This window comes from Caecibacteroides pullorum, from assembly GCF_019239235.1.
GTDB lineage: Bacteria > Bacteroidota > Bacteroidia > Bacteroidales > Bacteroidaceae > Bacteroides > Bacteroides pullorum.
On sequence record NZ_JAAZTS010000010.1, the window covers coordinates 20,236 to 44,646 of the forward strand.

20 protein-coding genes and 1 pseudogene are annotated in these 24,411 nt (G+C 47.0%); 13 read left to right on the forward strand and 8 right to left on the reverse strand.

Annotated elements, in window-relative coordinates; all coding sequences use genetic code 11:
• Positions 1-47: 47 nt before the first annotated feature.
• Complete coding sequence (locus tag HF894_RS08445) at positions 48-1,721, reverse strand: nucleoside kinase (protein WP_021848844.1); 1,674 nt, start codon at positions 1,719-1,721, stop codon at positions 48-50.
• Between the two features lie 81 nt (positions 1,722-1,802).
• Between HF894_RS08445 and HF894_RS08450 the strand changes: the two genes are divergently transcribed.
• Positions 1,803-3,500 (forward strand): Na/Pi cotransporter family protein, encoded by a 1,698-nt coding sequence (locus HF894_RS08450; RefSeq protein WP_075318318.1) that lies wholly within the window; start codon positions 1,803-1,805, stop codon positions 3,498-3,500.
• Positions 3,501-3,531: 31 nt separating this feature from the next.
• On the opposite strand, the gene rd is transcribed toward HF894_RS08450, so the two are convergent.
• On the reverse strand, positions 3,532-3,693 hold the full coding sequence (gene rd / locus HF894_RS08455; protein WP_204969526.1) for a rubredoxin: 162 nt from the start codon (positions 3,691-3,693) through the stop codon (positions 3,532-3,534).
• Positions 3,694-3,874: 181 nt separating this feature from the next.
• Between rd and HF894_RS08460 the strand changes: the two genes are divergently transcribed.
• From HF894_RS08460 to HF894_RS08505, 10 genes are all read left to right on the forward strand, one after another.
• The gene (locus tag HF894_RS08460) at positions 3,875-6,553 is read left to right on the forward strand and encodes a calcium-translocating P-type ATPase, PMCA-type (RefSeq protein WP_204971632.1); all 2,679 of its coding nucleotides are present in this window, start codon (positions 3,875-3,877) and stop codon (positions 6,551-6,553) included.
• A gap of 21 nt (positions 6,554-6,574) precedes the next feature.
• Entirely contained in the window at positions 6,575-7,195 is a 621-nt protein-coding gene (locus tag HF894_RS08465) for an HAD family hydrolase (RefSeq protein ID WP_204971674.1), read from the forward strand.
• An 8-nt stretch (positions 7,196-7,203) separates the two neighbouring features.
• On the forward strand, positions 7,204-8,163 hold the full coding sequence (gene ribF / locus HF894_RS08470; protein WP_204971633.1) for a riboflavin biosynthesis protein RibF: 960 nt from the start codon (positions 7,204-7,206) through the stop codon (positions 8,161-8,163).
• Between the two features lie 397 nt (positions 8,164-8,560).
• Entirely contained in the window at positions 8,561-9,343 is a 783-nt protein-coding gene (locus tag HF894_RS08475; RefSeq protein WP_204971634.1) for a type II CAAX endopeptidase family protein, read from the forward strand.
• Complete coding sequence (locus HF894_RS08480; RefSeq protein ID WP_204971635.1) at positions 9,340-10,023, forward strand: DUF2975 domain-containing protein; 684 nt, start codon at positions 9,340-9,342, stop codon at positions 10,021-10,023. Before HF894_RS08475 ends, HF894_RS08480 begins: the two co-directional genes overlap by 4 nt.
• Before the next feature lie 21 nt (positions 10,024-10,044).
• Complete coding sequence (locus HF894_RS08485) at positions 10,045-10,512, forward strand: DUF2975 domain-containing protein (protein WP_204969531.1); 468 nt, start codon at positions 10,045-10,047, stop codon at positions 10,510-10,512.
• A gap of 14 nt (positions 10,513-10,526) precedes the next feature.
• Positions 10,527-10,757: a hypothetical protein gene (locus HF894_RS08490; protein WP_204971636.1), complete on the forward strand. Its 231-nt coding sequence runs from the start codon at positions 10,527-10,529 to the stop codon at positions 10,755-10,757.
• Between the two features lie 20 nt (positions 10,758-10,777).
• Positions 10,778-11,224: a hypothetical protein gene (locus HF894_RS08495; protein ID WP_204971637.1), complete on the forward strand. Its 447-nt coding sequence runs from the start codon at positions 10,778-10,780 to the stop codon at positions 11,222-11,224.
• Positions 11,225-11,235: 11 nt separating this feature from the next.
• Positions 11,236-11,445, forward strand: coding sequence for a helix-turn-helix domain-containing protein (locus HF894_RS08500; RefSeq protein WP_021848832.1), 210 nt, complete (start codon positions 11,236-11,238; stop codon positions 11,443-11,445).
• A 380-nt stretch (positions 11,446-11,825) separates the two neighbouring features.
• Positions 11,826-12,764, forward strand: coding sequence for an AraC family transcriptional regulator (locus tag HF894_RS08505; RefSeq protein ID WP_021848831.1), 939 nt, complete (start codon positions 11,826-11,828; stop codon positions 12,762-12,764).
• A gap of 23 nt (positions 12,765-12,787) precedes the next feature.
• On the opposite strand, the pseudogene HF894_RS08510 reads toward HF894_RS08505, so the two are convergent.
• A pseudogene (locus HF894_RS08510) lies at positions 12,788-13,735 on the reverse strand (glycoside hydrolase family 43 protein); the annotation flags it as partial.
• 20 nt (positions 13,736-13,755) lie between these two features.
• On the reverse strand, positions 13,756-15,858 hold the full coding sequence (locus HF894_RS08515; protein WP_204971639.1) for a beta-galactosidase: 2,103 nt from the start codon (positions 15,856-15,858) through the stop codon (positions 13,756-13,758).
• A 266-nt stretch (positions 15,859-16,124) separates the two neighbouring features.
• Between HF894_RS08515 and HF894_RS08520 the strand changes: the two genes are divergently transcribed.
• Both HF894_RS08520 and HF894_RS08525 read left to right on the forward strand, forming a co-directional pair.
• Positions 16,125-19,007, forward strand: a complete 2,883-nt coding sequence (locus HF894_RS08520) for an exo-beta-1,4-galactosidase (RefSeq protein WP_204971640.1) — start codon at positions 16,125-16,127, stop codon at positions 19,005-19,007.
• 37 nt (positions 19,008-19,044) lie between these two features.
• Positions 19,045-20,286, forward strand: coding sequence for a rhamnogalacturonan acetylesterase (locus HF894_RS08525; RefSeq protein WP_111936077.1), 1,242 nt, complete (start codon positions 19,045-19,047; stop codon positions 20,284-20,286).
• A 93-nt stretch (positions 20,287-20,379) separates the two neighbouring features.
• Here the strand turns inward: HF894_RS08525 and HF894_RS08530 are convergent, their stop codons facing one another.
• Genes HF894_RS08530 through HF894_RS08545 form a run of 4 tightly spaced genes read right to left on the reverse strand, consistent with a single transcriptional unit; the run spans position 20,380 to position 24,377 of the window.
• Positions 20,380-20,829 carry a GatB/YqeY domain-containing protein gene (locus tag HF894_RS08530; protein WP_021848826.1) on the reverse strand — a complete coding sequence of 150 codons (450 nt, stop codon included), beginning with the start codon at positions 20,827-20,829 and terminating at the stop codon, positions 20,380-20,382.
• Positions 20,830-20,862: 33 nt separating this feature from the next.
• A complete protein-coding gene (gene ftsZ / locus HF894_RS08535) occupies positions 20,863-22,176 on the reverse strand; it encodes a cell division protein FtsZ (RefSeq protein ID WP_021848825.1) in 1,314 nt (437 codons plus the stop codon).
• A gap of 20 nt (positions 22,177-22,196) precedes the next feature.
• On the reverse strand, positions 22,197-23,600 hold the full coding sequence (gene ftsA / locus HF894_RS08540) for a cell division protein FtsA (protein ID WP_204971641.1): 1,404 nt from the start codon (positions 23,598-23,600) through the stop codon (positions 22,197-22,199).
• A 39-nt stretch (positions 23,601-23,639) separates the two neighbouring features.
• Complete coding sequence (locus HF894_RS08545) at positions 23,640-24,377, reverse strand: cell division protein FtsQ/DivIB (RefSeq protein WP_021848823.1); 738 nt, start codon at positions 24,375-24,377, stop codon at positions 23,640-23,642.
• Positions 24,378-24,411 lie beyond the last annotated feature (34 nt).

A 24,411-nucleotide genomic window follows, 5' to 3' on the forward strand; every position in this document is an offset into this window, starting at 1 on the left:
AATCTGATATTTTGTATAAAAAGGATAAAAAGATATTGTCACCTCCATCAATATTTGAAACTGCTTCCGCCAAGGAACTCACGCAGGAGCGATGTAGGAGGTATTTCCTTATCCTGCACAGGAGTAAAGTATTTGATAAACTTCAACAGACGGTAAGCCTCAGAATATTCAGAACAGTTGCGTGGCACGCTGTTCAGTATCGGTTCGGCATGACAGCGCAGCACGGCCAGTTCGAAGAGCAGAGCCGAATTGAACATCACGTCCGCGTTCTCCTGGTAGGGGAAAATCCATTTATCCTCTCCAGCACGTACGCTGGGCCAGCGGGAGATCGTTTCCTGAGCCGAATAACCACGGTAGTTGTAGTCGCGGATGATGCGGCGTATCAGGCGGTTGTCCGTCGTGGGTATCCAGTTATGGTCGTCCAGCGAAATGGTAGTCAGAGCCGATACATAAATCTTATACTTGTTCTCATTGGGAATCTGAGGTGTCAATTCGGGGTTCAAAGCATGGATACCTTCCAAAATAAGGATGGTATGCTCGTCGATCCGCAATTTGTCACCTTTGAATTCTTTCTTGCCGGTCGTGAAGTTGAAACGGGGCAACTCCACTTCTTCACCACGCAGCAGGGCCTGAAGCTGTTCGTTGAACAGTTTGAGATCGAGCGCATAGAGCGATTCATAGTCGTAGTTGCCTTTCTCGTCGAGCGGCGTCTGTTCGCGATCCACGAAGTAGTTGTCCAACGAAATGGGATAGGGATGAAGTCCGTTGGTCATCAGCTGCACACTGAGGCGTTTGCTGAAGGTTGTTTTGCCCGAAGACGAAGGACCAGATATCAGTACCAATTGTGCACGCGTGCCGTTTTGCGTCCGCAGAAAAATGTCATCAGCTATTTGTGCTATCTTTTTTTCTTGCAAGGCTTCAGCCACATTGATAAGATCTGTAGCATGCCCATCCAGACAAGCCTGGTTAAAATCTCCTACGTTGCTCAAGCCCATAATATGATTCCAACGTAAATGTTCCTTGAATACGTCAAGCATTTTTTCCTGCTTCACGACTTCTTCCAGCACGTTGGGATTTTCCTTGTTGGGAATACGCAGCAACAGACCATCATAGTATTTCACAATGTCGAACAGCTTGATAAATCCCGTGCTGGGAAGCAGATTGCCGTAATAGTAGTCCACCGTATCGCCTAATGTGTAATAATAGGTATAGAGCGATCCCGATGTTTCCAACAGTTTCACCTTATCGTCCATCCCCCGTTCACTGAATACACGGACAGCTTCGCTGGTGTGGCACTCGGTGCGGTGAAAAGGAATATCTTCGGCAATAATCTCCTGCATTCGCTTTTTAATCGCCTGAACGTCTTCCAGTTCGATGGGACGCCCGATACGCAGGTTGCAGAAATAACCCTTGGATACAGGATGTTCCACGTAAAGCTTGCCTTCGGGGAAGAGTTCACTGACCGTCTTATAAAGAATAAAACAGAGTGACCGAACATAGGTACGCATGCCCGACGGATCGCGCACATCGAGAAACTCGACATCCTTGTTGTTGTACACCCGAAAGTTAAGTCCCTCGGAGCGGTTGTTAACCTTTGCACTGACCACCTGATAGGGAAAATTAAGATTAAGTCCGGAATAAATATCCAAAAGTGAGCTTCCGATAGGGAATTCTTTATAAATATTATTATTTTTGCAACAGATTTGTAACATGTGTTTCATAAGTCTTCTTTTTGGAGTTTGACAGCACTAAAGATAAGCTTAATAACAGATGGAGCAAAGAAACCCCTTAAATAATTAAAGATGGAGTATTCTTTTTATGATTTTTTAAAGCTGCTCGGTTCCTTGGCTTTATTCCTTTATGGAATGAAGATCATGAGTGAAGGCCTTCAGAAGTTTGCCGGCGACCGGCTCAGGAAAATCCTGACAGCAATGACTACCAATCGGGTGACCGGTGTGTTGACCGGCGTATTGATTACAGCCCTGGTACAATCTTCTTCCGCTACCACTGTCATGGTGGTCAGTTTCGTTAACGCAGGTCTGCTGACTCTTTCCCAATCCATCGGCGTCATTATGGGTGCCAATATCGGTACCACGGTTACGGCCTGGATTATTTCAGCTTTGGGCTTCAAGGTCGACATCGCCGCCTTCGCCCTCCCTCTGTTAGCCTTTGGTATTCCTCTCCTCTTCTCTCAAAAAAGCAACCGCAAGTCTGTCGGTGAATTCATTTTCGGTTTCTCCTTCCTGTTCATGGGGCTCTCCTACTTGAAAAACAATGCCCCAGACTTGAGCCAAAATCCTGATATGCTGGCTTTCGTACAGAACTATACGGATATGGGCTTCCTTTCCATCCTGCTGTTCGTATTCATCGGTACCATCCTGACAATGGTAGTCCAAGCCTCAGCTGCTACCATGGCTATTACGCTGATTATGTGTGCCAACGGTTGGATCAGTTTTGAATTGGGTGCCGCATTGGTACTGGGCGAAAATATTGGTACAACGATTACAGCCAATCTGGCGGCACTTACGGGTAATACACAAGCCAAGCGGGCTGCGCTGGCTCACTTGGCATTCAATGTGTTTGGCGTTATCTGGGTACTCGTTCTTTTCGTTCCTTTCACAGAGGCCGTTTCCTGGTTTGTCGAGAACGTGATGGGATCGACTGACCCTGCGGTAGCGGTTTCCTTCAAGCTGTCAGCTTTCCATACAGCCTTTAATATCTGCAACGTACTGATTCTGATTTGGTTCGTTCCCTTTATCGAACGTACCGTCTGTGCTATTATTCCGTCTAAGGAGCAGGACGAAGAATATCGCTTGCGCTTCATTTCGGGCGGTATGCTTTCTACTGCAGAGCTTTCTATATTGCAGGCAAACAAAGAAATCCATCTCTTTGCAGAGCGTACACATCGCATGTTCGGCATGGTGCGCGACCTGCTGCATACGGAAAAAGACGATGATTTTAATCGTGTCTTCAGCCGGGTAGAGAAATATGAAAACATCAGCGACAGCATGGAGCTAGAGATTGCCAACTACCTGAATCAAGTATCCGAAGGCCGTTTGAGCTCAGAAAGTAAACTGCAGATACGGGGTATGCTTCGCGAAGTAACCGAAATAGAGAGTATTGGAGACAGCTGCTATAACTTGGCGCGTACGATCAGCCGCAAACGGCAAGCCAATGAAGACTTTAATGAAAAGCAGTACGACCATATCCACTGTATGATGAAGCTGGCCGACGAGGCACTTTCGCAAATGATTGCAGTGGTAGAACGTACCGAACATCACCCGGTAGATGTGAACAAGTCCTACAATCTGGAAAACGAAATCAACAATTATCGTAACCAGTTGAAAAACCAGAACATCATCGATGTGAACAACAAAGAATACAGCTATCAGATGGGCGTCTATTACATGGACATCATTGCCGAGTGCGAGAAACTGGGCGACTATGTTGTGAATGTGGTAGAAGCCAGCTGTGACATTAAAGAAAAGAAGGCTTCGTGATTACGAAGCCTTCTTTTTCCGTTTTCTTCTATCAGTGAGTTACCTCAAAGTCTTCTTTGCCTACTCCACAGAGAGGACATACCCAGTCATCGGGCAAGTCTTCAAAAGAAGTACCTGGCGCAATGCCATTTTCAGGGTCACCCAATTCGGGATCGTAGATGTATTCACATACGGTGCAGATGTATTTGTCCATACTTTCTTTTGTTTTTGTTTTTAATAATCTTGTTTCTTCATCTCTGCATAATAAACGCAAATTGGCGTTTGATTGTTCGGGTATATATGTATTCATCTTTCCTAAAAAGAATTAATAATGTTAACCGTCTGAATTATTGTTGTATTTTTGCGGTCAGTTAATAAAAACATGAACTATCTGCATGAGTGCAACGAAAGAAAATGTCAATCACATCGGATTAACCGATGAAGAAGTGCGCCAAAGCCGCGCCGCGCATGGAGTAAACTTGTTGACTCCTCCTAAACGTCCTTCTCTTTTCAAACTTTATCTGGAGAAATTTCAGGATCCTGTCGTAAAAGTATTGTTGGTGGCAGCCTTGTTTTCGCTGATAATCTCGATTGTCGAGAACGAATACGCCGAAACCATCGGTATCATTGCCGCCATTCTGCTGGCTACTGGTATCGGCTTCTTCTTTGAGTACGATGCCAACAAGAAGTTCGACCTGCTGAACGCCGTCAACGAAGAGACACTGGTCAAGGTGATCCGTAACGGACACGTACAGGAAGTGCCCCGCAAAGATGTGGTGGTAGGCGATGTCGTCATTCTGGAAACGGGTGAGGAAATGCCGGCCGACGGTACTTTGTTAGAGGCTGTTTCGTTGCAGGTAAATGAGTCTAATCTGACCGGCGAACCAGTGGTTTCCAAAACGACCGTCGAAGCCAACTTTGACGAAGAAGCGACCTATGCTTCCAACCGCGTGTTGCGTGGTACGACGGTGGTCGATGGTCATGGCATGATGCGTGTTGAGGCCGTAGGCGATGCGACCGAAATCGGTAAGGTGGCCCGTCAGAGTACGGAGCAGACCACTGAACCTACCCCATTGAATATCCAGCTCACCAAATTGGCCAATCTGATAGGTAAGATTGGCTTTACTGCTGCCGGGCTGGCCTTTGCTATCTTCTTCGTGAAAGATGTCATCCTCTTCTATGACTTTTCTTCTTTCCACAAATTCGCCGACTGGCTGCCCGCCCTGCAGGCCACACTGAAATACTTCATGATGGCCGTCACACTAATTGTAGTAGCCGTGCCCGAAGGCTTGCCGATGAGTGTCACCCTGAGCCTTGCGCTGAACATGCGCCGCATGCTCTCCACCAACAACCTGGTACGCAAGATGCATGCCTGCGAAACGATGGGTGCCATCACCGTTATCTGTACCGACAAGACAGGTACACTGACACAGAACCAGATGCAAGTGTACGAACCCAGCTTCTACGGTCTGAAGAACCGTGGCGAACTAGCCGATGACGAATTGAGCCACGTGGTGAAAGAAGGTATCAGTGCCAACTCCACCGCCTTCCTCGAAGAAGCTACGGCAGACGGAAAGGTAAAGGGTGTAGGCAATCCCACCGAAGTAGCACTGCTCCTGTGGCTCAACAAACAGGGACAGGACTACTTGAAACTGCGTGAAGCGGCACAGGTGGTAGACCAGCTGACTTTCTCGACGGAACGTAAGTACATGGCTACGCTGGTACATTCACCTTTATTGAATAAGAAAGTGCTCTACGTAAAGGGGGCTCCTGAAATAGTTTTGGGCAAGTGTAAGGACGTGGTGCTGGACGGCAAGCGTATCGATGCCGCTCCCTACCGCTCTACTGTCGAAGCCCAGCTGCTGGGCTATCAGAACATGGCGATGCGCACCTTGGGCTTCGCTTATAAACTGGTTGCCGACGATGATACACGCGATTGTGCTTCCCTGGTAGCGGATAGTGACCTCTCATTTGTAGGCGTGGTAGCCATCAGCGACCCCATCCGTCCCGATGTGCCTGCTGCCGTACAGAAGTGCCAATCGGCCGGTATCGGCGTGAAGATAGTGACGGGCGACACGCCTGGCACTGCTACCGAGATTGCCCGCCAGATAGGTCTGTGGAAGCCTGAAGACACCGAACGCAACCGCATCACCGGTGCCGACTTCGCCGCCCTGACTGATGAAGAAGCCCTCGACCGTGTGATGGACCTGAAGATTATGTCGCGCGCACGTCCTACGGACAAGCAACGCCTCGTGCAGCTGCTCCAGCAGAAAGGGGCCGTGGTAGCCGTGACAGGCGACGGTACGAACGATGCGCCTGCCCTGAACCACGCCCAAGTGGGCCTTTCCATGGGTACAGGTACCTCCGTGGCTAAGGAAGCCAGTGACATTACCCTGCTCGATGACTCTTTCAACAGCATCGGCACCGCCGTCATGTGGGGGCGTTCACTCTACAAGAACATCCAGCGCTTCATCGTCTTCCAACTCACCATCAACTTCGTAGCCTTGTTCATTGTGCTGCTGGGTTCGCTGGTAGGTACCGACCTGCCCCTCACCGTGACACAGATGTTGTGGGTGAACCTCATCATGGATACCTTTGCCGCCCTGGCGCTGGCTTCCATCCCGCCTAGCGAGAGCGTGATGAAGGAGAAACCTCGCAAACCGACTGATTTCATCATTACCAAGCCCATGCAGGTGATGATATTCGGCGTAGGTCTGCTCTTTGCCTGCATCCTGATGGGTATGCTGCTTTATTTTGAGCAGGAAAGCATGACGGTGCGCGAACTGACCATTTTCTTCACCTTCTTTGTGATGCTCCAGTTCTGGAACCTCTTCAATGCCCGCGTGTTCGGCACGACCGATTCCGCTTTCAAGGGCATTTCGAAATCCTATGGTATGGAGTTCATCGTATTGGCTATTCTGGTGGGGCAGTTCCTCATCGTACAGTTCGGTGGTGCCGTATTCCGCACCGTGCCACTCGACGGACAGACATGGCTGCTGATTATCGCCTCCTCGTCGCTGGTACTATGGGTAGGCGAAGGGATACGTTGGGTTCAGCGTTTGCGGAAGAAATAAAGAACAATTAATCTGGGAATGATGAATTTGCAAGGAATAGATACGCTTATTATAGACTTTGGCGGGGTACTGATAGATCTCGACCGCCAACGTTGCATCGACCGTTTCAATGAATTGGGCATTACTAACGTACAGGCGATGCTCGACGTCTGCCACCAGCAGGGCTTCTTCCTGCTTCACGAAAAGGGACTGATTAACGATGCAGAGTTCCGCGACGAAATCAGAAAGATGGCGGGCGTTTCTGTAACGGATGCCCAAATAGACGAAGCCTGGAACAGCTTCCTGGTAGGCATTCCCTCCTACAAGCTCGACCTGCTGCTGGAGCTCCGCCGCCGTTACAGACTCTACTTGCTGAGCAATACCAACGACATCCACTGGCAGTGGTCACTCCGCCATGTCTTCTCCTATAATGGTCACCGAGTAGAAGATTTCTTCGACCGCATCTTCCTCTCTTATGAAATGAAACTTGCCAAGCCCGATGTCGCCATCTTCCGACAAGTATTGACAGAGACAGGAGCTGATCCGTCCCGTTCGCTCTTCATCGACGATACCGTGGGTAACTGTCGTGCGGCCGAAACCTTAGGCATCCGAACCTACATGCCGAAGGCACACGAAGACTGGAGTCACCTGTTCAAAAACTGAGAAAGACTGTGCAGCAGATTTCCGATATACCCGTGTGCGATATTCGTCCCAGCGTGGCCACCATCGGCTTCTTCGACGGTGTGCACCGCGGTCACCGCTACTTGCTCAGTCAGGTGCAGGCTGTGGCGGCGGAATGCGGACTGGCTTCGACGGTCATCACCTTCCCCGTCCATCCGCGTTGCGTGATGCAGCCCGACTTCCGTGCCGAGCTGCTGACCACCTGTGCCGAGAAGTTGGCGTTGCTCGGCGAAGCGGGACTGGACTATTGCCTGCTGCTCGACTTCACGCCCGCCCTAGCCGCCTTGTCCGCCCGTCAGTTCATGGAGCTGCTGGCGGGGCGCTATAACATTCGGGTACTCTTCATCGGCTACGACCACCGCTTCGGCCACGACCGCCGCGAGGGATTCGGCGACTACGTGCGCTATGGCAGCGAGCTGGGTATCGAAGTCCTCCCCGGTGAAGCCTGCCTGCCTTCGTCGCTGGGTGTTTCGGACGGAAGCGGCGAAGACCTCCGTGTCGGCTCGTCCAGCATCCGCCATCTGCTTCATGAGGGTGAGGTAGCCCGTGCGGCCGATTACCTGGGTTACCCTTACTTCCTGAACGGCACGGTGGTGAGCGGTTTTCAAGTAGGTCACAAACTGGGTTATCCGACGGCCAACCTCGACGTGAACGACCCTTGCAAACTCATTCCCGCCCGTGGTGTTTATGCGGTTCGGGTGGACGTGGATAACCATACCTACGGCGGCATGCTGAATATCGGTTGCCGTCCCACGCTGAACAACGGCGCCAACCGTACCATCGAGGTGCATATCTTCGACTTCGATGCCGACATCTACCATCATCCCCTGCGCCTCACCTTCGTGCAGCGCATCCGTCCCGAACGCAAGTTCGACTCGCTCGACTCACTGGCCGCACAGCTTCACCGCGATGCCGCCGAGGCCCGTGCCTTGCTTTCCCTTTCCCGTTGACGTTTCAGAGAGTGTTTTGTGGCGTTGTCACACGGTGCTTTGTGAGGGTCTGACACAGTGCTTCGTCAGGTCGTCATGCAGTGCTTCCTGAGGATGTCACGCAGTGCTTCGTTACATCCTCATGCAGTGCTTCGTCGGAGTGGCAGAAATTGGATTTATCGTTTTTCGATAATTTTTTATCGTTTTATTTGGTAGTATCAGAAAAACATTCTTTCTTTGCATATCGAAAAACGATAAATGCTTATTGAAAAACAGAAATTGTATCATCTAAAAAAGGTTTGAGTTATGAAAGCAGTTAGCATGTGTATCACGGTCTTGGTTATGTTGTTCACCATTCTGGTGGCCTTTGTCAGCGGTTTGATAGCCGGCATTTAATAACGGATGGGGGGAACACGCCATGAAGACGGTTATCAAGTTAATATTGATTTATTATCTGTTGCAGATATTTGGCTCATTGGTGGCTGCACCGTGTGTGATGGTTTATGAGTTTGCCACGACGGGGACACTCGATGTCACTGCTGCATCGACAGAAGTAATAATTCCGGCTATGCTGTTGGGCTTTGTGTTTATTACCATCTATTTGTGGAAAAACGGTTATCTGGTCGATGACGGTCGGATATACGCTTTCACTCCCTACTCCCAATTAGGCTGGGGACTGCTGGCTGGCGTATCGGGCATTTGCCTGACAGACGCACTGATGTCGCAACTGACGTTTCTGCCCGATCTGATGAAGCAGACATTTGATACGCTACAGTCCGGCTGGGTTGGTATTCTCTGCATCGCGTTGATAGGACCTGTGCTGGAAGAATTCGTATTCCGCAGAGCCGTCATGAAAGCGTTGTTGCAGAAATATTCTCCTGCCGTATCCATCCTTATTTCAGGTCTGCTGTTCGGTGTGGTTCATCTCAACCCTGCACAAATTGTCAGCGCCTCGCTCATGGGGTTCCTGCTGGCGTGGATTTACTGGCATACACGGAGTCTGATTCCCTGCATCCTCATTCACGTATTGAACAACAGCCTTTCCGTCTATCTGAGTTTGAATTATCCGGAAGTGGAAACAACCGCCGAATTATTGGGTAATTCCGTATTGATTGGCGAAGCGGTATTGGCGCTTGCCCTGTTCCTTCTTTCCGTAAAAAAACTGAGTGTTACGAAACATACAACAAACATAGAAGCATGAAAAGAAGATTGAACATACTCTGTGCCATCGTCCTCCTAGTGATGGGCTGGTCGGTGGGCGTATCGGTCTATTACATGGGGCTGGGCATGACAAAGGGTGTCCAGATGGGGATGGACGCTGCGCGAGAGAAGCTGGAAGGCGGAAACAGCGCCCAGTTGGAGCGGGTAAGCAACCTGCGAACGGTCTCCGTGCTTCCCAAGTTTCTGGATGAATGGAAAGGAGACCTGTTCACCGACTCGGTACGCAACGAGAAGACGGGCCGCTACGTCCCGATGGCTTATACCAACCTGATGGTCAGCGTGCCGGTTGAGACGCCTGCCTGGCAGAAGGTGGCATCCACGCTGATGGGCCTCCTGGTGCTGGTAGCGAACGTCTGGGCACTGGTACTGTTCATCCGTCTGGTGGTGTCGGTCAACCGTTCGGACATCTTCAACTGGCGAAACGTCCGTCGCTTGCGCCGCTTGGGCGTGCTGCTGATTGTGGGCTTTGTCTGCGTACTGTTGCCCGAATATCTGTCGCTTTGCAGCCTGCGCGAGGTCTTTGCGCTGGAGTCTTATGACCTGATACTCTCCGATTCGGTCAAGGTCACGAACCTGTTGCTGGGACTGATAGCCCTCATCGTGGCGGAGGTCTTTGCCATCGGGCTGAAGATGAAGGAGGAGCAAGATTTGACAATATAATGAAAAAAAGACGATAAGAATATGAAAAATATATTTGGAAAGAAAAGTTCGAAAGAAGAACTGGAGTTTGTGATGTATTGCTTGATAATAATGTGTGTCAGCTGTCTGCTTTTCGTCTTTTTCCGTAATCTGGACTTATGCTATGATTTGGGGAAGGACGATATCGACGGCCTGATTGCAAAGCTACTGCCCGAGAATGTAACGTTGTTGGCGATGGCCATATGTAGCGTGCTCATTTATCTGATGCTGCGCAACGTGCAGAAAGGGTTGGTCTTCACCAAACGGAATTCAAATCTGATTATGACCATCGGGGTGGTGCTGGAATGCAACGGCATCTTGCAGATGATATTCAATGCCTTTTTGTCCGATACGCAGGCTGGGAATACCATTCCGATGATTTATCTGTTGTTGGGTGTATTCTTCCTTTTCATCGCCTGCCTGTTCAAGGTCGGCATACGGATGAAGGAAGAACAGGATTTGACTATTTAAAGTAGAAGGTACACATGAGTCGTAGTATTTTTCATACAGACCGCAAATGGGTGGCAGGTATCTGCTACGTCGGTTTTCTGCTGTTGACGTTGATGCTGGCGTCGTTCGTGTTTTTCCTGGTGATGAACCTGTGGGTAGATAAAGATGCCAGGTTTATCCGTATATACGGAGGGGTGGTTTGGATTTATGGTTGGTCGTATCTGTATCACCGCTGGGTGAGGCGTTGCACTACGTGGTTGGCATGATAAAAAGGAGGACTACAGTTATGAAGAGATTAAAGAGTTGGTATCAACGTTATAAGGGTATGGGCACCCTGTTTTGGGTAGTATGTATCGTGTTGTTTGCAATCGTCTTATTACTATCGGAGATAATTGACCTGATACAGGCAGAGGGTGAAGAACGACTGCAGGGTTGGGCGTATGTCTGCAACCTGCTGGCTCTGGTGGTGCTTTGTGTAAACATCCTGAGACTGGATTGCCGCAATCTGTTGAGCCATAAGACAGCCGATTCGTTGGATTTCAGCGGTTATTTTATCATTCTGATGATGCTGATACGCAATTGGATTGTAGACGGGAGTGATGCCTTGAGCGACAGTTGGAACTATTCGTTGGATTGGATAACCATCCTGCTGTTCGGTTTCCTGTTGCAGTTTGTCGGCAAGGTCGTCCGCCGTGCGGTGAAGCTGAAAGAAGAACAGGACTTAACCATTTAATCCCCTTGCCTATGCCGATTGTAGTGAATTTGGATATTATGATGGCCCGCCGGAAAATCACGCTAGGCGAGCTGGCGGAAAAAATCGACATCACTCCCGCCAACCTTTCCATCCTGAAGACAGGCAAGGCAAAAGCCATCCGCTTCTCCACCCTCGAAGCCATCTGCAAGGTGCTCGACTGCCAGCCGGGGGATTTGTTGGAGTATAGGGAAGAGGAATAGACGATAAAAACGCCGTCTTAAAGTAGGTGTTTACGCAGCTAAAATAGATGTTTATGAGGCCAAAGTGGGTGTTTACGGAGTTAAAGTAGATGTCTGCGAAACGAAGCTAAGCCTTGTTTCATACAACGTAAAAGGTCGTTCTACACCTTTGAAAGTTTCATTCCAATAGAATGCCTTCACGCTTTCACAGGCTTGCAAGTATTTGTTATTCAACGACTTTTTGTGAAAGCAAATGCTTCACTCCAGCATTCACCTTTCATATTCCTCTGATGGAACGGCTTCTTAAAACTATCTAAAGGATAAAACAACAAAGTTCCGCTTTTGGCATTTAGCGGAAAAAGACTAACTTTGTGTCATGCTTACCTCGAAAAACACCTGTTATGACTAAGAATTTTGATGATTTGGGAGTGGAATTCAAGTATCTGATCGTAAACGACATGGACCGTAAGTTCGGCCTGTGGGTCAACACGGTCGGTTTCCAGCCTATCCCACCCGGCTCTCCCTACCCGCTGAAAGATCATCCTTCGGGTTATTTCTTCAATGCACAAAAAGGACGCATCCTGCATGAATACCAAATAGTCTATATAACAAAAGGACGCGGCCTGTTCAGTTCGGAAACTACTCGCGAACGACAAGTGTGCAAAGGAAGAATGATGTTCCTGTTACCCGGTCAATGGCATACGTATCACCCATACATGCAGACCGGATGGAACGAATACTACATCGGGTTCGAAGGCCCGGTAGTGGACAACCTGATGAGAGCCGGATTCTTCACACCAGAAAACCAAATTTTGGAAGTCGGGCTCAACGAGGAACTGGTATCACTCTTCTCACAAGCATTGGAAATAGCCGAAAGCGACCGTACCTCGGCACAACAACATCTGGGCGGCGTAGTACTGCACATGCTCGGCATGATACTCTCCATCTCGAAAAACAAAATCTACGAAATGGGAGATGTAGACCAGAAAATAGAGCAGGCGAAAATCATTATGAACGAAAATATCTTCAAGGACATAGATCCTGAAGAGCTGGCTATGAAACTGAATATCAGCTATTCATGGTTTCGAAAGGTGTTCAAAGACTATACCGGTTATGCCCCAGCAAAGTATTTCCAGGAACTGAAGCTCAGAAAGGCCAAACAATTATTGGTAGGCACGTCCCGCTCTGTAAAGGAAATCTCTTTCCTGCTGGGCTATAAGTCTACCGAACACTTTTTCTCCCTGTTCAAGAAGCATACAGGCTTTACCCCAATGGAATATCGATCGTTCGGGCGAGAGACTGATACAGAAGAAGAGACAGAAGAAATGGAGGAGCAGTAAATCTACTGCTCCACTCATTCTGGATTAGCAGTCTGAAGAAGTTTGTCCAACACGGCCTCATCCACAGCAAAAGCTGTTCCGTGACGGATGCCTTGTGGGAAAGAAGTCTGGTCAGAGATATCCTCCCAAGTCTTTCCATGATCCAGTGAACGAACGGCTCCATAACGATGGTCACGGTATTTGTCGAAATAGACGTAAAGCGTGTCTCCCACAAACAAGGGAGCAGGACCTTCTGCCCAATAATCACCGGTGATCGGTGCCGATACCTCCGTAGGAAATCCATGGGTGATGTCCCGACTGCGCGTGATGCGAAGATTCTTCTCCGGTGGGTTCGAATTCTCATTCTTCACGACCATAATCAAATCTTGCGACTTATTATCTTTGACGATTGCCGCATCGATGACACTGAAATCGGGATTGAAGAACATCTGTGTAGACGAGAATTCCTTGAAATCTTTAGTCGTAACGTAATAGATACGGTGATTCAATCCCTTTTCGCTTTCGCTCGTAGGTACTTCTTTGTGCCGTCCGGGAATAGTCGTAGCCCAAAAAATGTAATAAGTCTGTGTCGGTTCATCGTAGAATAGCTCAGGCGCCCAACAATTGTGCGCTTCCGGTTCGTGCATCATGACAGGTATGGCACGTTGTTCGCTCCAATTGATCAAATCTTTGGAAGATGCATAACCAATAATCCGGTCGGTCCAGCTGGAAGTCCATACCATGTGGAACGTTCCGTCGGGTGCCTGACAGATACTGGGATCACGCATCAGTTTGTCCTTGCCTACAGCAGGTGCCAGGTAGGAATTTCCATTGTTCAAGGCGGTCCACTTCAGGCCGTCACGACTGTAAGCCAAATGTAAGCCGTCACGACTGTCGTTGATAAAGTATGAAAACAAATAGGCGGTTTCCTGTGCCTGAAGTGTCCCAAAGCTACATATACTGGCCAACAGGCTGATAAAAAACTTCTTCATAATCTTCATATTTGTAGGAGTTATTTCTTAAAGCTCGTTTCAGGTGCCGTAGCAAAGACTAACACACCTGCAGTAGGAATTTCAGTACTTCCTATCAGTACTTTGCTTCCTTCGGGCAGGTTGAACGTATAAGGAACATCAGCATAGTTCAAAACAATACCCATGCCGTTGCGGTATTCCAAAGTCACGCCGTAGGGCAAGTCCATGACAGGAATGTCAAGACGAGCGTAGAGCTTCTTCAGGATGTCTTTTTCCAGCATTCCGTCATGGCTGTCTACACCAATATAGGTAATGGTTCCTTTGCCGACTTTGCGGAAGGTAACGGCAGGCTTTCCTTCGTAGAATTCACGGGTATAAGTACACCATACTTCAGCATCCTCTGCGGGTTTTATGATTTCTCCCCATGTATTCCACAGGTATTCCTTCCCATCCATTTGGACGACACCCGGTTCCTGTGGCAACAACAAATCGTAAAATTCCATTTCATTGCCGGTCAATGGTGTAAGCATGGAACCGAAAGGCGCTTCGGGTAAACGACCATAACGATCCTTCTGCGCCGTACGGCAAGTAATGACCAGGTTACCTCCATTCTCCACATAAGTCTTCCACTGTTCTACCAACGTCGGATCTGCCAACTGGTAGGCGGGTACAATAACAACTGGATAATCTGCCAAGTTTTTACTTTCAGAGATAAAGTCGACCGGAGCCCCAAAAGATTTCAGCGTACGGTAGTATTTGTCAACATGTCCCAACGTATTCCACGTAGCGTTCTGTTTCTGCCGCTCAATACTCCAACAATTCTCCGGATTAAAAAGAATGGCAGTACGACGGGCCAAGTAGTCTGCCGGTTTGTTTTCACGGGGCTGGTACTGTTTACGCAATTGGCGTATTTCCTCCATAAACGTAGCATATTCTTTCCCACCAGGCGTCACTGTTACGCCGTCCGTTCCTACAATGCCATAATGATATTGCTCTGTACCATACAAAGGCTGACGGTAACGATACGTACAAATGAAATCGCTTCCACCGGCAAAAACACTCCAAAGCCAAAGGCGCACAGCACCAGGGAGAGGTTGCGGATTAATACTTCCCCAATTCACCTGACCGGGTTGAAGTTCCATCACCCCATAAGTACCTTGTATGGGACGGAAGAAATCGTTGGCCCAGGCAATGCGCAGCGGGTTACCCACCCGATATCCCCTTCGACCGATACCTTCATTGTCACCATAAACCATATAACGGGTATAGCTCTGAAAATCAAGAGCCGGACTGCCGCCGATATGGCCTTCGTCATAGTTTGGTATGTAATTCGTGGTGACCCACTGGTTACGTGCATATTGCTTGATCAGCAAGCATTGCTCGTTCAAAAAGTCGTTGGTCTGCTTGGCTGCAAAACGACGGTAATCCAGTATCTGATGATGATTCATAAACATCTGTACACGCTTAGGCAACGTGATTTCGTCGAAAGAAGAATAAACTTCACTCCAGAAAGCCGTCCCCCAGGCGTCGTTCAGTTTGTGTATGTCGTTATCGTATTTTTGGCGCAGGAAATCACGAAAAGCCAGTTCGGCCTGCGGATTGTAATCAAACTGTACAGCAGGTTCATTGTCCAGCTGCCAACCGACGATACGCGAATCATTTCCATAGTGGCGTGCCAGCTGTTCGATCATGCGATAAGCCAGTTTACGATACAGCGGTGAAGCAAACGATGCGTGTTGACGGGCACCATGATCGAGCACAGTTCCATCTTCATTTCGCAACAGGATTTCAGGATATTTCCGACTCAGCCATACAGGCGGTGTAGCAGTAGAGGTACACATGATGACCTTCAGATCATACTTGGCAGCCAAAGCAACAGCACGATCCAACCATGCAAAGTCGTACACACCTTCTTGAGGTTCCAGTTGCGCCCAAGCAAACTCTGCAAAATGAGTAAATTCGAATCCCAATTCATGCATTTTCTTGAAGTCACGTTCCCACTGGCTTTCATCCCAATGTTCGGGATAATAATAAACACCTGTCAATGTCAAGTTCTTGTCGTCAAACCAATGTGAAGCTACTGTTTGTGCCGATGCAGCAACAAGCCCCCAAAGCAAGGACAGGCAGATAATGGTTGATTTCATAGTAGTTGTTGTTTTCATAATACATGTTTATGTCCAATAATGCAAAGATAACCCATACGCCTGACATTCCCCAACAAAACAGCTGGAGAAACGGACATAATCATGGATTTCTGTACAAAATTATTCTGTATCAATCCCTGAGCGGTACATTATTCCATCTTTCTGTATGCTTTTCTATTTAGCATTCACTACAGATGCCGTAACTTAGCACTCGTTCTCAAAGGACTAATAAACACAGCTAAAACAACAACTTAAATCCATATTGCATGAAACATTTTGTAATAAGTATTCTACTTGTATTGGCTTCCATAACAGGTGCCACCGGACAAAACAATCCATTGGATCTTTCCGGAACTTGGAAATTCCAGATAGACCGTGATGACGCGGGGATAAAGGAACGTTGGTTTGACAAGGAACTGACAACGGACCATATTAACCTGCCAGGCAGTATGCCCGAAAAATTAAAGGGAGACGACGTAACAGTACGTACCCGCTGGACAGGCAGCCTGTATGACAGTTCCTATTACTTCAATCCCTACATGGAAAAATATCGAATAGATGGACAGGTAAAACTACCCTTCTTCCTGACTCCTGACAAGCATTATGTAGGAGTAGCCTGGTATCAGAAAACAGTACAAGTACCTACCAACTGGAAAGGCCAACGAATTGTACTCTTTTTGGAACGTCCTCATATCGAAACGACAGTATGGATCGGACAGAAAAAGATTGGAATGCAGAACAGTCTCTGTGTACCACACGTCTACGACCTGACCGCTGCTGTAACTCCAGGCAAAGAATGCCGAATAAGTATCCGGGTAGACAACCGCATCAAAGAGATCAACGTAGGTCCAGACTCGCACAGTATCACCGACCAGACACAAGGTAACTGGAACGGTATCGTAGGACGCATCGAACTACAAAGTGTTCCTAAAACCTGCTTTGAAGATATACAAGTATACCCCAATCTGGCAGAGAAAAAAGCTTTAGTCCGCTTCAGTTTGAACGCTTCATCAACAGAAACTGTTGAAATGAGCTTCTCCGCACAAAGCTTCAATGCCGAACAGACACATGAAGTACCTGCCATCAATCTGACAATCAAAGCAAAGAAAGGCACAAACACCTATGAAGCAGAACTGCCAATGGGAGATGACTTCCTGACATGGGATGAATTCTCTCCTGCACTCTACCGCCTGACCGCCACCATAACAGGACGACACGGAACAGAAACAAAAAAAGTAGAATTCGGCATGCGCGAATTCAAGATTGAAGGAAAGTGGTTCTACGTAAACGGACGAAAAACAATGCTGCGCGGTACGGTAGAGAATTGTGTATTCCCCTTGACCGGATACGCCCCGATGGACGTGGAATCATGGGAACGCGTATTCCGCATCTGCCGCGAATATGGTTTGAACCACATGCGTTTCCACTCTTACTGTCCGCCTGAAGCTGCTTTCCAAGCCGCAGACCGTACAGGATTTTATCTACAACCGGAAGGCCCCAGCTGGCCCAATCACGGTCCGAAACTGGGATTGGGACAACCGATTGATAAATATCTGATGGACGAAACCATTGCCCTGACCAAGGCGTATGGCAATCATGCCTCCTTCTGTATGCTGGCCTGCGGAAACGAGCCCTCAGGCCGATGGGTAGAATGGGTTACCCAGTTTGTAGACTTCTGGGAAAAGACTGATCCGCGCCGTGTATACACCGGTGCTTCTGTGGGTGGAAGCTGGCAATGGCAACCACGCAATCAATATCATGTCAAAGCAGGAGCACGTGGACTGACATGGGCCAAACAACAACCCGAAAGCATGTCAGACTTCCGAGCTAACATCGATACTGTCAGCCAGCCTTTTGTATCACATGAGACGGGACAGTGGTGCGCCTTCCCCAATTTCAACGAGATACGAAAATACACAGGTGTAAACAAAGCACGGAACTTTGAGATCTTCCAAGATTTACTGCGCGACAACGACATGGAAGGACGGGGACATGACTTTATGATGGCCTCGGGTAAACTGCAAGCCCTCTGCTACAAGCATGAAATAGAAAAGACCATGCGTACTCCCGATTATGCAGGCTTCCAGTTATTGGCACTCAATGACTATACTGGCCAAGGTACGGCTTTAGTAGGTATTCTAGATGCCTTCTTCGATGAAAAAGGCTACATTGACGCCCCTGCTTTCCGTCGCTTCTGTAGTCCTACTGTTCCCTTAGCACGCATCCCGAAGTTCACTTATACAAACGCAGAAACTTTCCGAGCTGATGTTGAAGTGTCCCACTTCGGTCCAACTCCATTAACAAACGCAGAAATCACCTATATCATACAAGATACGTATGGGAAAGTATATACCCGTGGCATCATAAACCGCAAAGATATCCCCATTGGCAATCTTTATTCCCTGGGCCACGTGGAATTTCCGCTAACAGATATTGATACGCCTCGTAAACTGAACCTTGAGATACGTATTGAGGGCACCGAAGCCGTCAACGACTGGGACTTCTGGGTATATCCTGCTCAAGTCGAAGTGACTGAAGGCGATGTCTACACAACAGATACATTGGACGCAAAGGCTCTTACAATATTAAAAGAAGGTGGCAAAGTACTGATTATAGCCGGACGTAATGTAAAATATGGCAAAGAAGTACAGCAATATTTTACACCTGTATTTTGGAATACATCCTGGTTCAAGATGCGTCCTCCACATACCACCGGTATTTTTGTGAATGAATATCATCCTCTGTTTCGCGAATTTCCTACTGAATACCATAGCAACCTGCAGTGGTGGGAGTTGCTGAACCGTGCTCCTGTCATGCAGTTCACCGATTTTCCTGCAGATTTCCAACCTTTGGTACAAAGTATTGACACCTGGTTTATCAGCCGTAAGATCGGTGTGCTTTTCGAAGCAAAAGTATTGAACGGACGACTGATAATGACGACATTAGATCTGACTTCTCAGCCGGACGAACGTGTTGTGGCCCGTCAGCTACGGAAAGCTGTCTACGATTATATGAGGTCTGACAATTTCCGACCAGCCTTTAAAGTATCACCCGAACAAATCGGACAACTATTTACCAAAGAAGCCGGGACAGTAAACTCCTATACCAAAGATTCACCTGACGAACTAAAACCTAAAAAAGTATTTTAATAACTTAGAAGTATAATCAATAGACCGTGATAATAATATGATGAAAAAGTATTTATGGATTCCCCTATTAGGACTTGGGGTGTCGGCAACTGCTCAAACCGGAACGAAGACCTATCTTCTGGACGAAGCTCCACGCTACAGTGAAGAAACAGGCTACGGCTATGATCTGGTAGAAACCCCTGCCAAAGACAGTAAATCACCATTTTTCTTTTCAGTTCGTGTACCCGATGGGAATTATAAAGTAACTGTCCGTTTAGGCAGCCGCAAGCAAGCAGGCATTACTACTGTCAGAGCAGAATCACGCCGTTTGTTCATCGAAAGCGTACCAACCAAAAAGAAAGAATTTATTGAGCGTACTTTTATTGTCAACAAACGGAATACCCACATCGATGGCAACGAATACGTACGCATAAAGCCCAGAGAAAAACGAAAATTGAACTGGGACGACAAACTGACTTTAGAATTCAACGGTAGTGTACCTGTGTGTGAAAGCATTACCATAGAACCTGCCGACACAACAGTTACTACCGTCTTCCTCTGCGGTAACAGTACTGTTGTCGATCAGGATAACGAACCATGGGCTAGCTGGGGACAAATGATTCCCTACTTTTTTGACACCAATGTTTGTATAGCCAACTATGCAGAAAGTGGCGAAAGTGCCAATACCTTTATTGCCGCCGGTCGATTAAAAAAAGCCTTGAGCCAAATGAAAAAGGGCGACTACCTGTTCATGGAATTCGGCCACAATGACCAAAAACAAAAAGGTCCGGGTAAAGGTGCCTACTATTCATTCATGACCAGCCTGAAGACTTTTATTGACGAAGCTCGTCTACGTGGTGCACATCCTGTTTTGGTAACACCAACCCAGCGACGATCTTTTGGTCCCGACGGCCACATTCGCGATACTCATGAAGACTATCCTGAAGCTATGCGTTGGCTGGCTGAGAAGGAAAATGTGCCATTGATTGATTTAAACGAAATGACCCGCACACTCTATGAAGCTATGGGTGTAGAACCTTCGAAACGTGCTTTTGTTCACTATCCTGCAGGCTCCTACCCAGGTCAGACACAGGATTTCGCAGACAATACCCATTTCAATCCCTATGGCGCTTACGAGATAGCCCGCTGCATCGTAGAAGGACTGAAAACACAAGTACCGGATTTGGCACGTCATTTGAAGCCATTCCCTACTTTCGATCCTGCTCATCCCGACAATCCCGACAATTTCCATTGGGATGATTCTCCCTTTACGGAAATAGAGAAACCCGACGGGAATTAATGACATCACACAATAAAAGCCCGTTATTTTCGTCCGACTCCTATACGAGATCCTAAACGAAGATAACGGGCTTCACTTTACCTGGAAGAAGAATTATCCTAGCAATTCTTTTACTTTAGCAGAAATGGCACGACCTTCAGCCAATCCGGCCAACTTCTTGCTGGCCACGCCCATCACTTTACCCATTTCCTTGCCGCTCGTAGCACCTACCTCGGCAATGATTTCTTTCAAGGCAGCTTCCAGTTCTTCAGGAGTCATCTGTTTAGGCAGATAAGCTTCCATAACTTTTACCTGTGCCAATTCACCGTCAGCCAAATCCTGACGTCCTTGTTGTACATAGATTTCAGCGGCATCCTTACCCTGTTTCACCAGTTTTTGAATGATTTTCAATGCAGCATCGTCTGTCAGAATATCATTAGCACCCGGAGCTGTTTTGGCTTCCAGAAACACTTTCTTAATATTTCTCAAAGTATCAAGGGCCACTTTGTCCTTAGCCTTCATTGCGGTTTTAATGTCTTCGCTGACTTTCTCAAATAGATCCATTGTATCAATATAAGTTTTAATTAATAATCGAGTTTATACAAAACTGATAATTCCCCCATCTTCTGTACCTCCAGCCTCTTGAGCAGCTTGCTGATTCTGTTCCTCAGCCTTAGCCTTGATAGCATTCAGCGTAGTCTTATCACGCAAATAAGTAGGTGAATTCTCAACCATTGCCACCACTTCTGCATTATCTAAATCTTCAGGAGAGAATATATAAAGATGGCGACGACGTGTACGTTGTGCACGGTTATTTGCATCCTTTCCATAGTAGGTTTCACGGCGTGTACGACGTTGTTCTTCCTCTTCCTCCAGTTCGGCCAGGCGCTGCTGTTCTTCAGCACTACGTTGACTCAAACGAGCGTCCATCTCCTGCATGTGGATATCTTGAATACCAAAACCTGTAGCAAGGAGAGTGATTTTTACACGTTCGCCTAATTCCTTATCCTCCACCATGCCGAATTTTGTTTCAAAATCACGATTGAAGCGATTCATGAAATCCTTTATTTCATCCATCTCACTCATCATCAATTCATGATCAGGACTATAAGAGATATTAAGCAGCACCTTTTTCGAGTTGAAAATATCATTGTTATTAAGCAGAGGTGAATGCTGAGCATTCTTAATGGCTTCGCTTACACGATTTTCCCCTTCGCCATATCCGGTACTCATAATAGCTACACCTCCATCTTTCATCACGGTTTTTACATCATTAAAGTCAAGGTTGATAATACCTCGCATAGTAATGATTTCAGCAATGCTCTTGGCTGCGATAAGTAACGTGTCATTGGCTTTGGCAAAAGCACTGGTCACAGAAAGATCAGAATATATCTCACCTAATTTCTCATTATTGATAACCAGCAAGGCATCGACATGGCGACTGATTTCCTCGACTCCGTCTAAGGCTTGGTCAATCTTCTTATCGCCCTCCCAGCGGAAGGGAATGGTAACAATGCCCACGGTGAGGATGTCCATTTCCTTGGCGATACGAGCAATAGTCGGTGCAGCTCCTGTACCAGTTCCTCCTCCCATACCTGCAGTGATGAAAACCATCTTCGTACCGTCGTTCAGCATATCCTTTACTTCCTCAATACTTTCTTCGGTAGCTTCTTTAGCCTTATTCGGGCGATTACCTGCTCCCAGTCCTTCGTGTCCCAGCTGGAGCTTTACAGGAACGGGGGATTCCTCAAGAGCTTTACGATCGGTATTACATACCACGAAGGCTACATCGTGGATACCTTCACGATACATGTGGTTAACAGCATTACCGCCTCCTCCCCCTACTCCGATGACTTTGATAATCTTCGGTGAATCGGTAGCGAAACCAAAATCTTTAATTATATCGTCCATATGCTATCTGCTTTTAATGGTTACATCTTATCATCGTCAAACAATTCTTTGGTCAAAGTATCAATCTTGGACTTGAACCAGTTGGATTTATTCTTTCTTTCCTGTTCTTTTCTCCGTTTCTCTTCTTCCTTCTTACGCTTCTCTTCCTCCTTCTTCTTCTTCTCCTCCTCTTCACGTTTACGACGGTTCTCTTCTTCCTGAGCTTTCAGAGTTTCATCATCCTTAAACATATCGGTTGGTTTAACTGGCCCGGATTGTACAGGATGTGGTCCTTCCTGTAAGCAACAGTTATCCTTACCAGCAATGAGCAAAGCCAAAAGGGTATTTTGTGTTCCGTTTTTCTTAATCTGCTCATTATAGCCACGGATCGTTTCCTGAACAGAAGAAGCAATTCTAATTTTACTTACCTTACAAACCTTAAGCATCGCGCCCTCAATATTACGCAAATTGGAAGTACCTCCAGTCAGCACAATACCGGCTAAAAGCTTGTCTTCATAACCAGAAAGCTGAAGTTGATTCCAAACATTAGCCAAGATTTCTTCTGTACGTGCAGCAACAATCTCGTTCAACTCCGTAAGAAGAATACTCCGTCCATCTTCTGTTGTACACGCAGCAGGCGTTTCCGTCTCTTCGTCTTCTTTGTAAAGAGCATCTCCATAGCTAAGTTTTAACTTTTCAGCCTCTTCATCTTCCATTTTCAAGGTGGTGATGTCACGGGTGATGTTACTACCACCTAAAGGAATCACACTAAGATAACGTAAGATATTATTTTTATAAACCATAACTGTAGTGGTGTCTGCACCCAAATCAATAAGCGCACACCCTGAACGAAGCTCATTCTCCGTCAAGACAGCTTGAGCCAAAGCAGTGGGAGCTGTTAGCAGGTCAGCAAACTCAATCTTAGCTTGTTCAAAACTCAATTCAAGATTCTTCTTGAGCGAAGAACGAGCCATGATATTAAGGAACTGTCCAGTAATAAATTTACCGGTAACACCTACAGGATCAGCATAAAGATTATTGTCTATCTTATATTCTTGTGGCGCCACGTCGAGAATATCCATGTCGACAATGGGACAAGCCAGGTTTTCGTCACAAAGGGTATCGATAAGTTCCTGCGAAATAACTTCTGCTTCAGGTGTGCGGCTTACGACATTTTTGACAGTACGTAAAGACTGCCCACCAATACCAGCATAGACTTTCGCAATAGGGCTTTTGAGTTGATCTTCCAGCCGGTTAATGATAGTAGTCAATGCCTGTGCAGCTTTACCAATGTTATAAACAGCCCCTTTGCGAACAAAAGAGGATGCCTCCTCAGTGGCATAGGCCAACACTTGAATACTTCCGTCACTGTTCCTACGTCCGGCAATGCCGGAAATCTTAGAAGAACTGAGCTCAATGGCTGCGATGAATTCTGTTGTTGCCATATATCTCCATTATTATTGTTTTATTAATCTTTCCTGTATTCAATCTCGTTTGGTGCAAATAATCTGGTTATCAAACTCTACATTAATACGTGAATATTTATTCCATCCCACTTTATTTAGGGCTTTTTGGTAGAATTCCTTAAGACGGTCCAACTTGCGATCATAGTCCTTTAATTCACCCAAATATATGAGATGGTCGCCTACACGAGGCACGAGTTCAACAGTCTGATCTGCACAAATATAAATTTGTTCAATCTGAGCATCCCAAAAAGGATTCTGCTGCAAAAATACACCAAACTTATATAATTTCTCCATGGCAAAAGACTTTTCTATATGTCCCGTAGCCAAAGGGACATGAGCCACACATTTTGCACCAGGAGGCATAATTGTTCCTTTGTTATCCAAATAATAATTATTGCCACGACTGCTCATAACACGCATGATGGGAATACGTTGACTAACCTCTGTACATACTTTCCCACTGGGAGTTTTGTAGCACTCTACACGATCGATAAGCGGATGAGCAGATAAAACCTCCTCGAGACGATCTGTACGTACTTCATCCAAATCGCGACCTACAGGATCAAGCTTTTCCTTGCGAAGCATGGACAAAACCTCCTTCTTGGTAATGAAGCCAGCGTAAACAGTATCCTTAATAACCAATTCCAAATCGGAACAAACAGCCGCTTTAGGTTTCCGATTAAAAGCGGTAACGGCTACAATCAGATAGGCGCTGACCAATAACAGGACAATTGTCAGTAAAATTCTTCTTATCATATTTCTTCGTTATTTCTGATGTCTTGACTGTATC

What these genes read in the sequence shown, in the direction of transcription:
- HF894_RS08505 (WP_021848831.1), top strand. Translation starts at nt 11,826, where the DNA reads ATGACTAAGAATTTTGATGATTTGGGAGTGGAATTCAAGTATCTGATC.
- HF894_RS08465 (WP_204971674.1), top strand. Translation starts at nt 6,575, where the DNA reads ATGAATTTGCAAGGAATAGATACGCTTATTATAGACTTTGGCGGGGTA.
- ftsZ (WP_021848825.1), bottom strand. Translation starts at nt 22,176, where the DNA reads ATGGACGATATAATTAAAGATTTTGGTTTCGCTACCGATTCACCGAAG.
- HF894_RS08445 (WP_021848844.1), bottom strand. Translation starts at nt 1,721, where the DNA reads ATGAAACACATGTTACAAATCTGTTGCAAAAATAATAATATTTATAAA.
- HF894_RS08525 (WP_111936077.1), top strand. Translation starts at nt 19,045, where the DNA reads ATGATGAAAAAGTATTTATGGATTCCCCTATTAGGACTTGGGGTGTCG.
- HF894_RS08500 (WP_021848832.1), top strand. Translation starts at nt 11,236, where the DNA reads ATGCCGATTGTAGTGAATTTGGATATTATGATGGCCCGCCGGAAAATC.
- HF894_RS08485 (WP_204969531.1), top strand. Translation starts at nt 10,045, where the DNA reads ATGAAAAATATATTTGGAAAGAAAAGTTCGAAAGAAGAACTGGAGTTT.
- ftsA (WP_204971641.1), bottom strand. Translation starts at nt 23,600, where the DNA reads ATGGCAACAACAGAATTCATCGCAGCCATTGAGCTCAGTTCTTCTAAG.
- HF894_RS08530 (WP_021848826.1), bottom strand. Translation starts at nt 20,829, where the DNA reads ATGGATCTATTTGAGAAAGTCAGCGAAGACATTAAAACCGCAATGAAG.
- HF894_RS08545 (WP_021848823.1), bottom strand. Translation starts at nt 24,377, where the DNA reads ATGATAAGAAGAATTTTACTGACAATTGTCCTGTTATTGGTCAGCGCC.
- HF894_RS08520 (WP_204971640.1), top strand. Translation starts at nt 16,125, where the DNA reads ATGAAACATTTTGTAATAAGTATTCTACTTGTATTGGCTTCCATAACA.
- HF894_RS08450 (WP_075318318.1), top strand. Translation starts at nt 1,803, where the DNA reads ATGGAGTATTCTTTTTATGATTTTTTAAAGCTGCTCGGTTCCTTGGCT.
- HF894_RS08475 (WP_204971634.1), top strand. Translation starts at nt 8,561, where the DNA reads ATGAAGACGGTTATCAAGTTAATATTGATTTATTATCTGTTGCAGATA.
- HF894_RS08495 (WP_204971637.1), top strand. Translation starts at nt 10,778, where the DNA reads ATGAAGAGATTAAAGAGTTGGTATCAACGTTATAAGGGTATGGGCACC.
- HF894_RS08480 (WP_204971635.1), top strand. Translation starts at nt 9,340, where the DNA reads ATGAAAAGAAGATTGAACATACTCTGTGCCATCGTCCTCCTAGTGATG.
- HF894_RS08460 (WP_204971632.1), top strand. Translation starts at nt 3,875, where the DNA reads ATGAGTGCAACGAAAGAAAATGTCAATCACATCGGATTAACCGATGAA.
- rd (WP_204969526.1), bottom strand. Translation starts at nt 3,693, where the DNA reads ATGGACAAATACATCTGCACCGTATGTGAATACATCTACGATCCCGAA.
- HF894_RS08490 (WP_204971636.1), top strand. Translation starts at nt 10,527, where the DNA reads ATGAGTCGTAGTATTTTTCATACAGACCGCAAATGGGTGGCAGGTATC.
- HF894_RS08515 (WP_204971639.1), bottom strand. Translation starts at nt 15,858, where the DNA reads ATGAAATCAACCATTATCTGCCTGTCCTTGCTTTGGGGGCTTGTTGCT.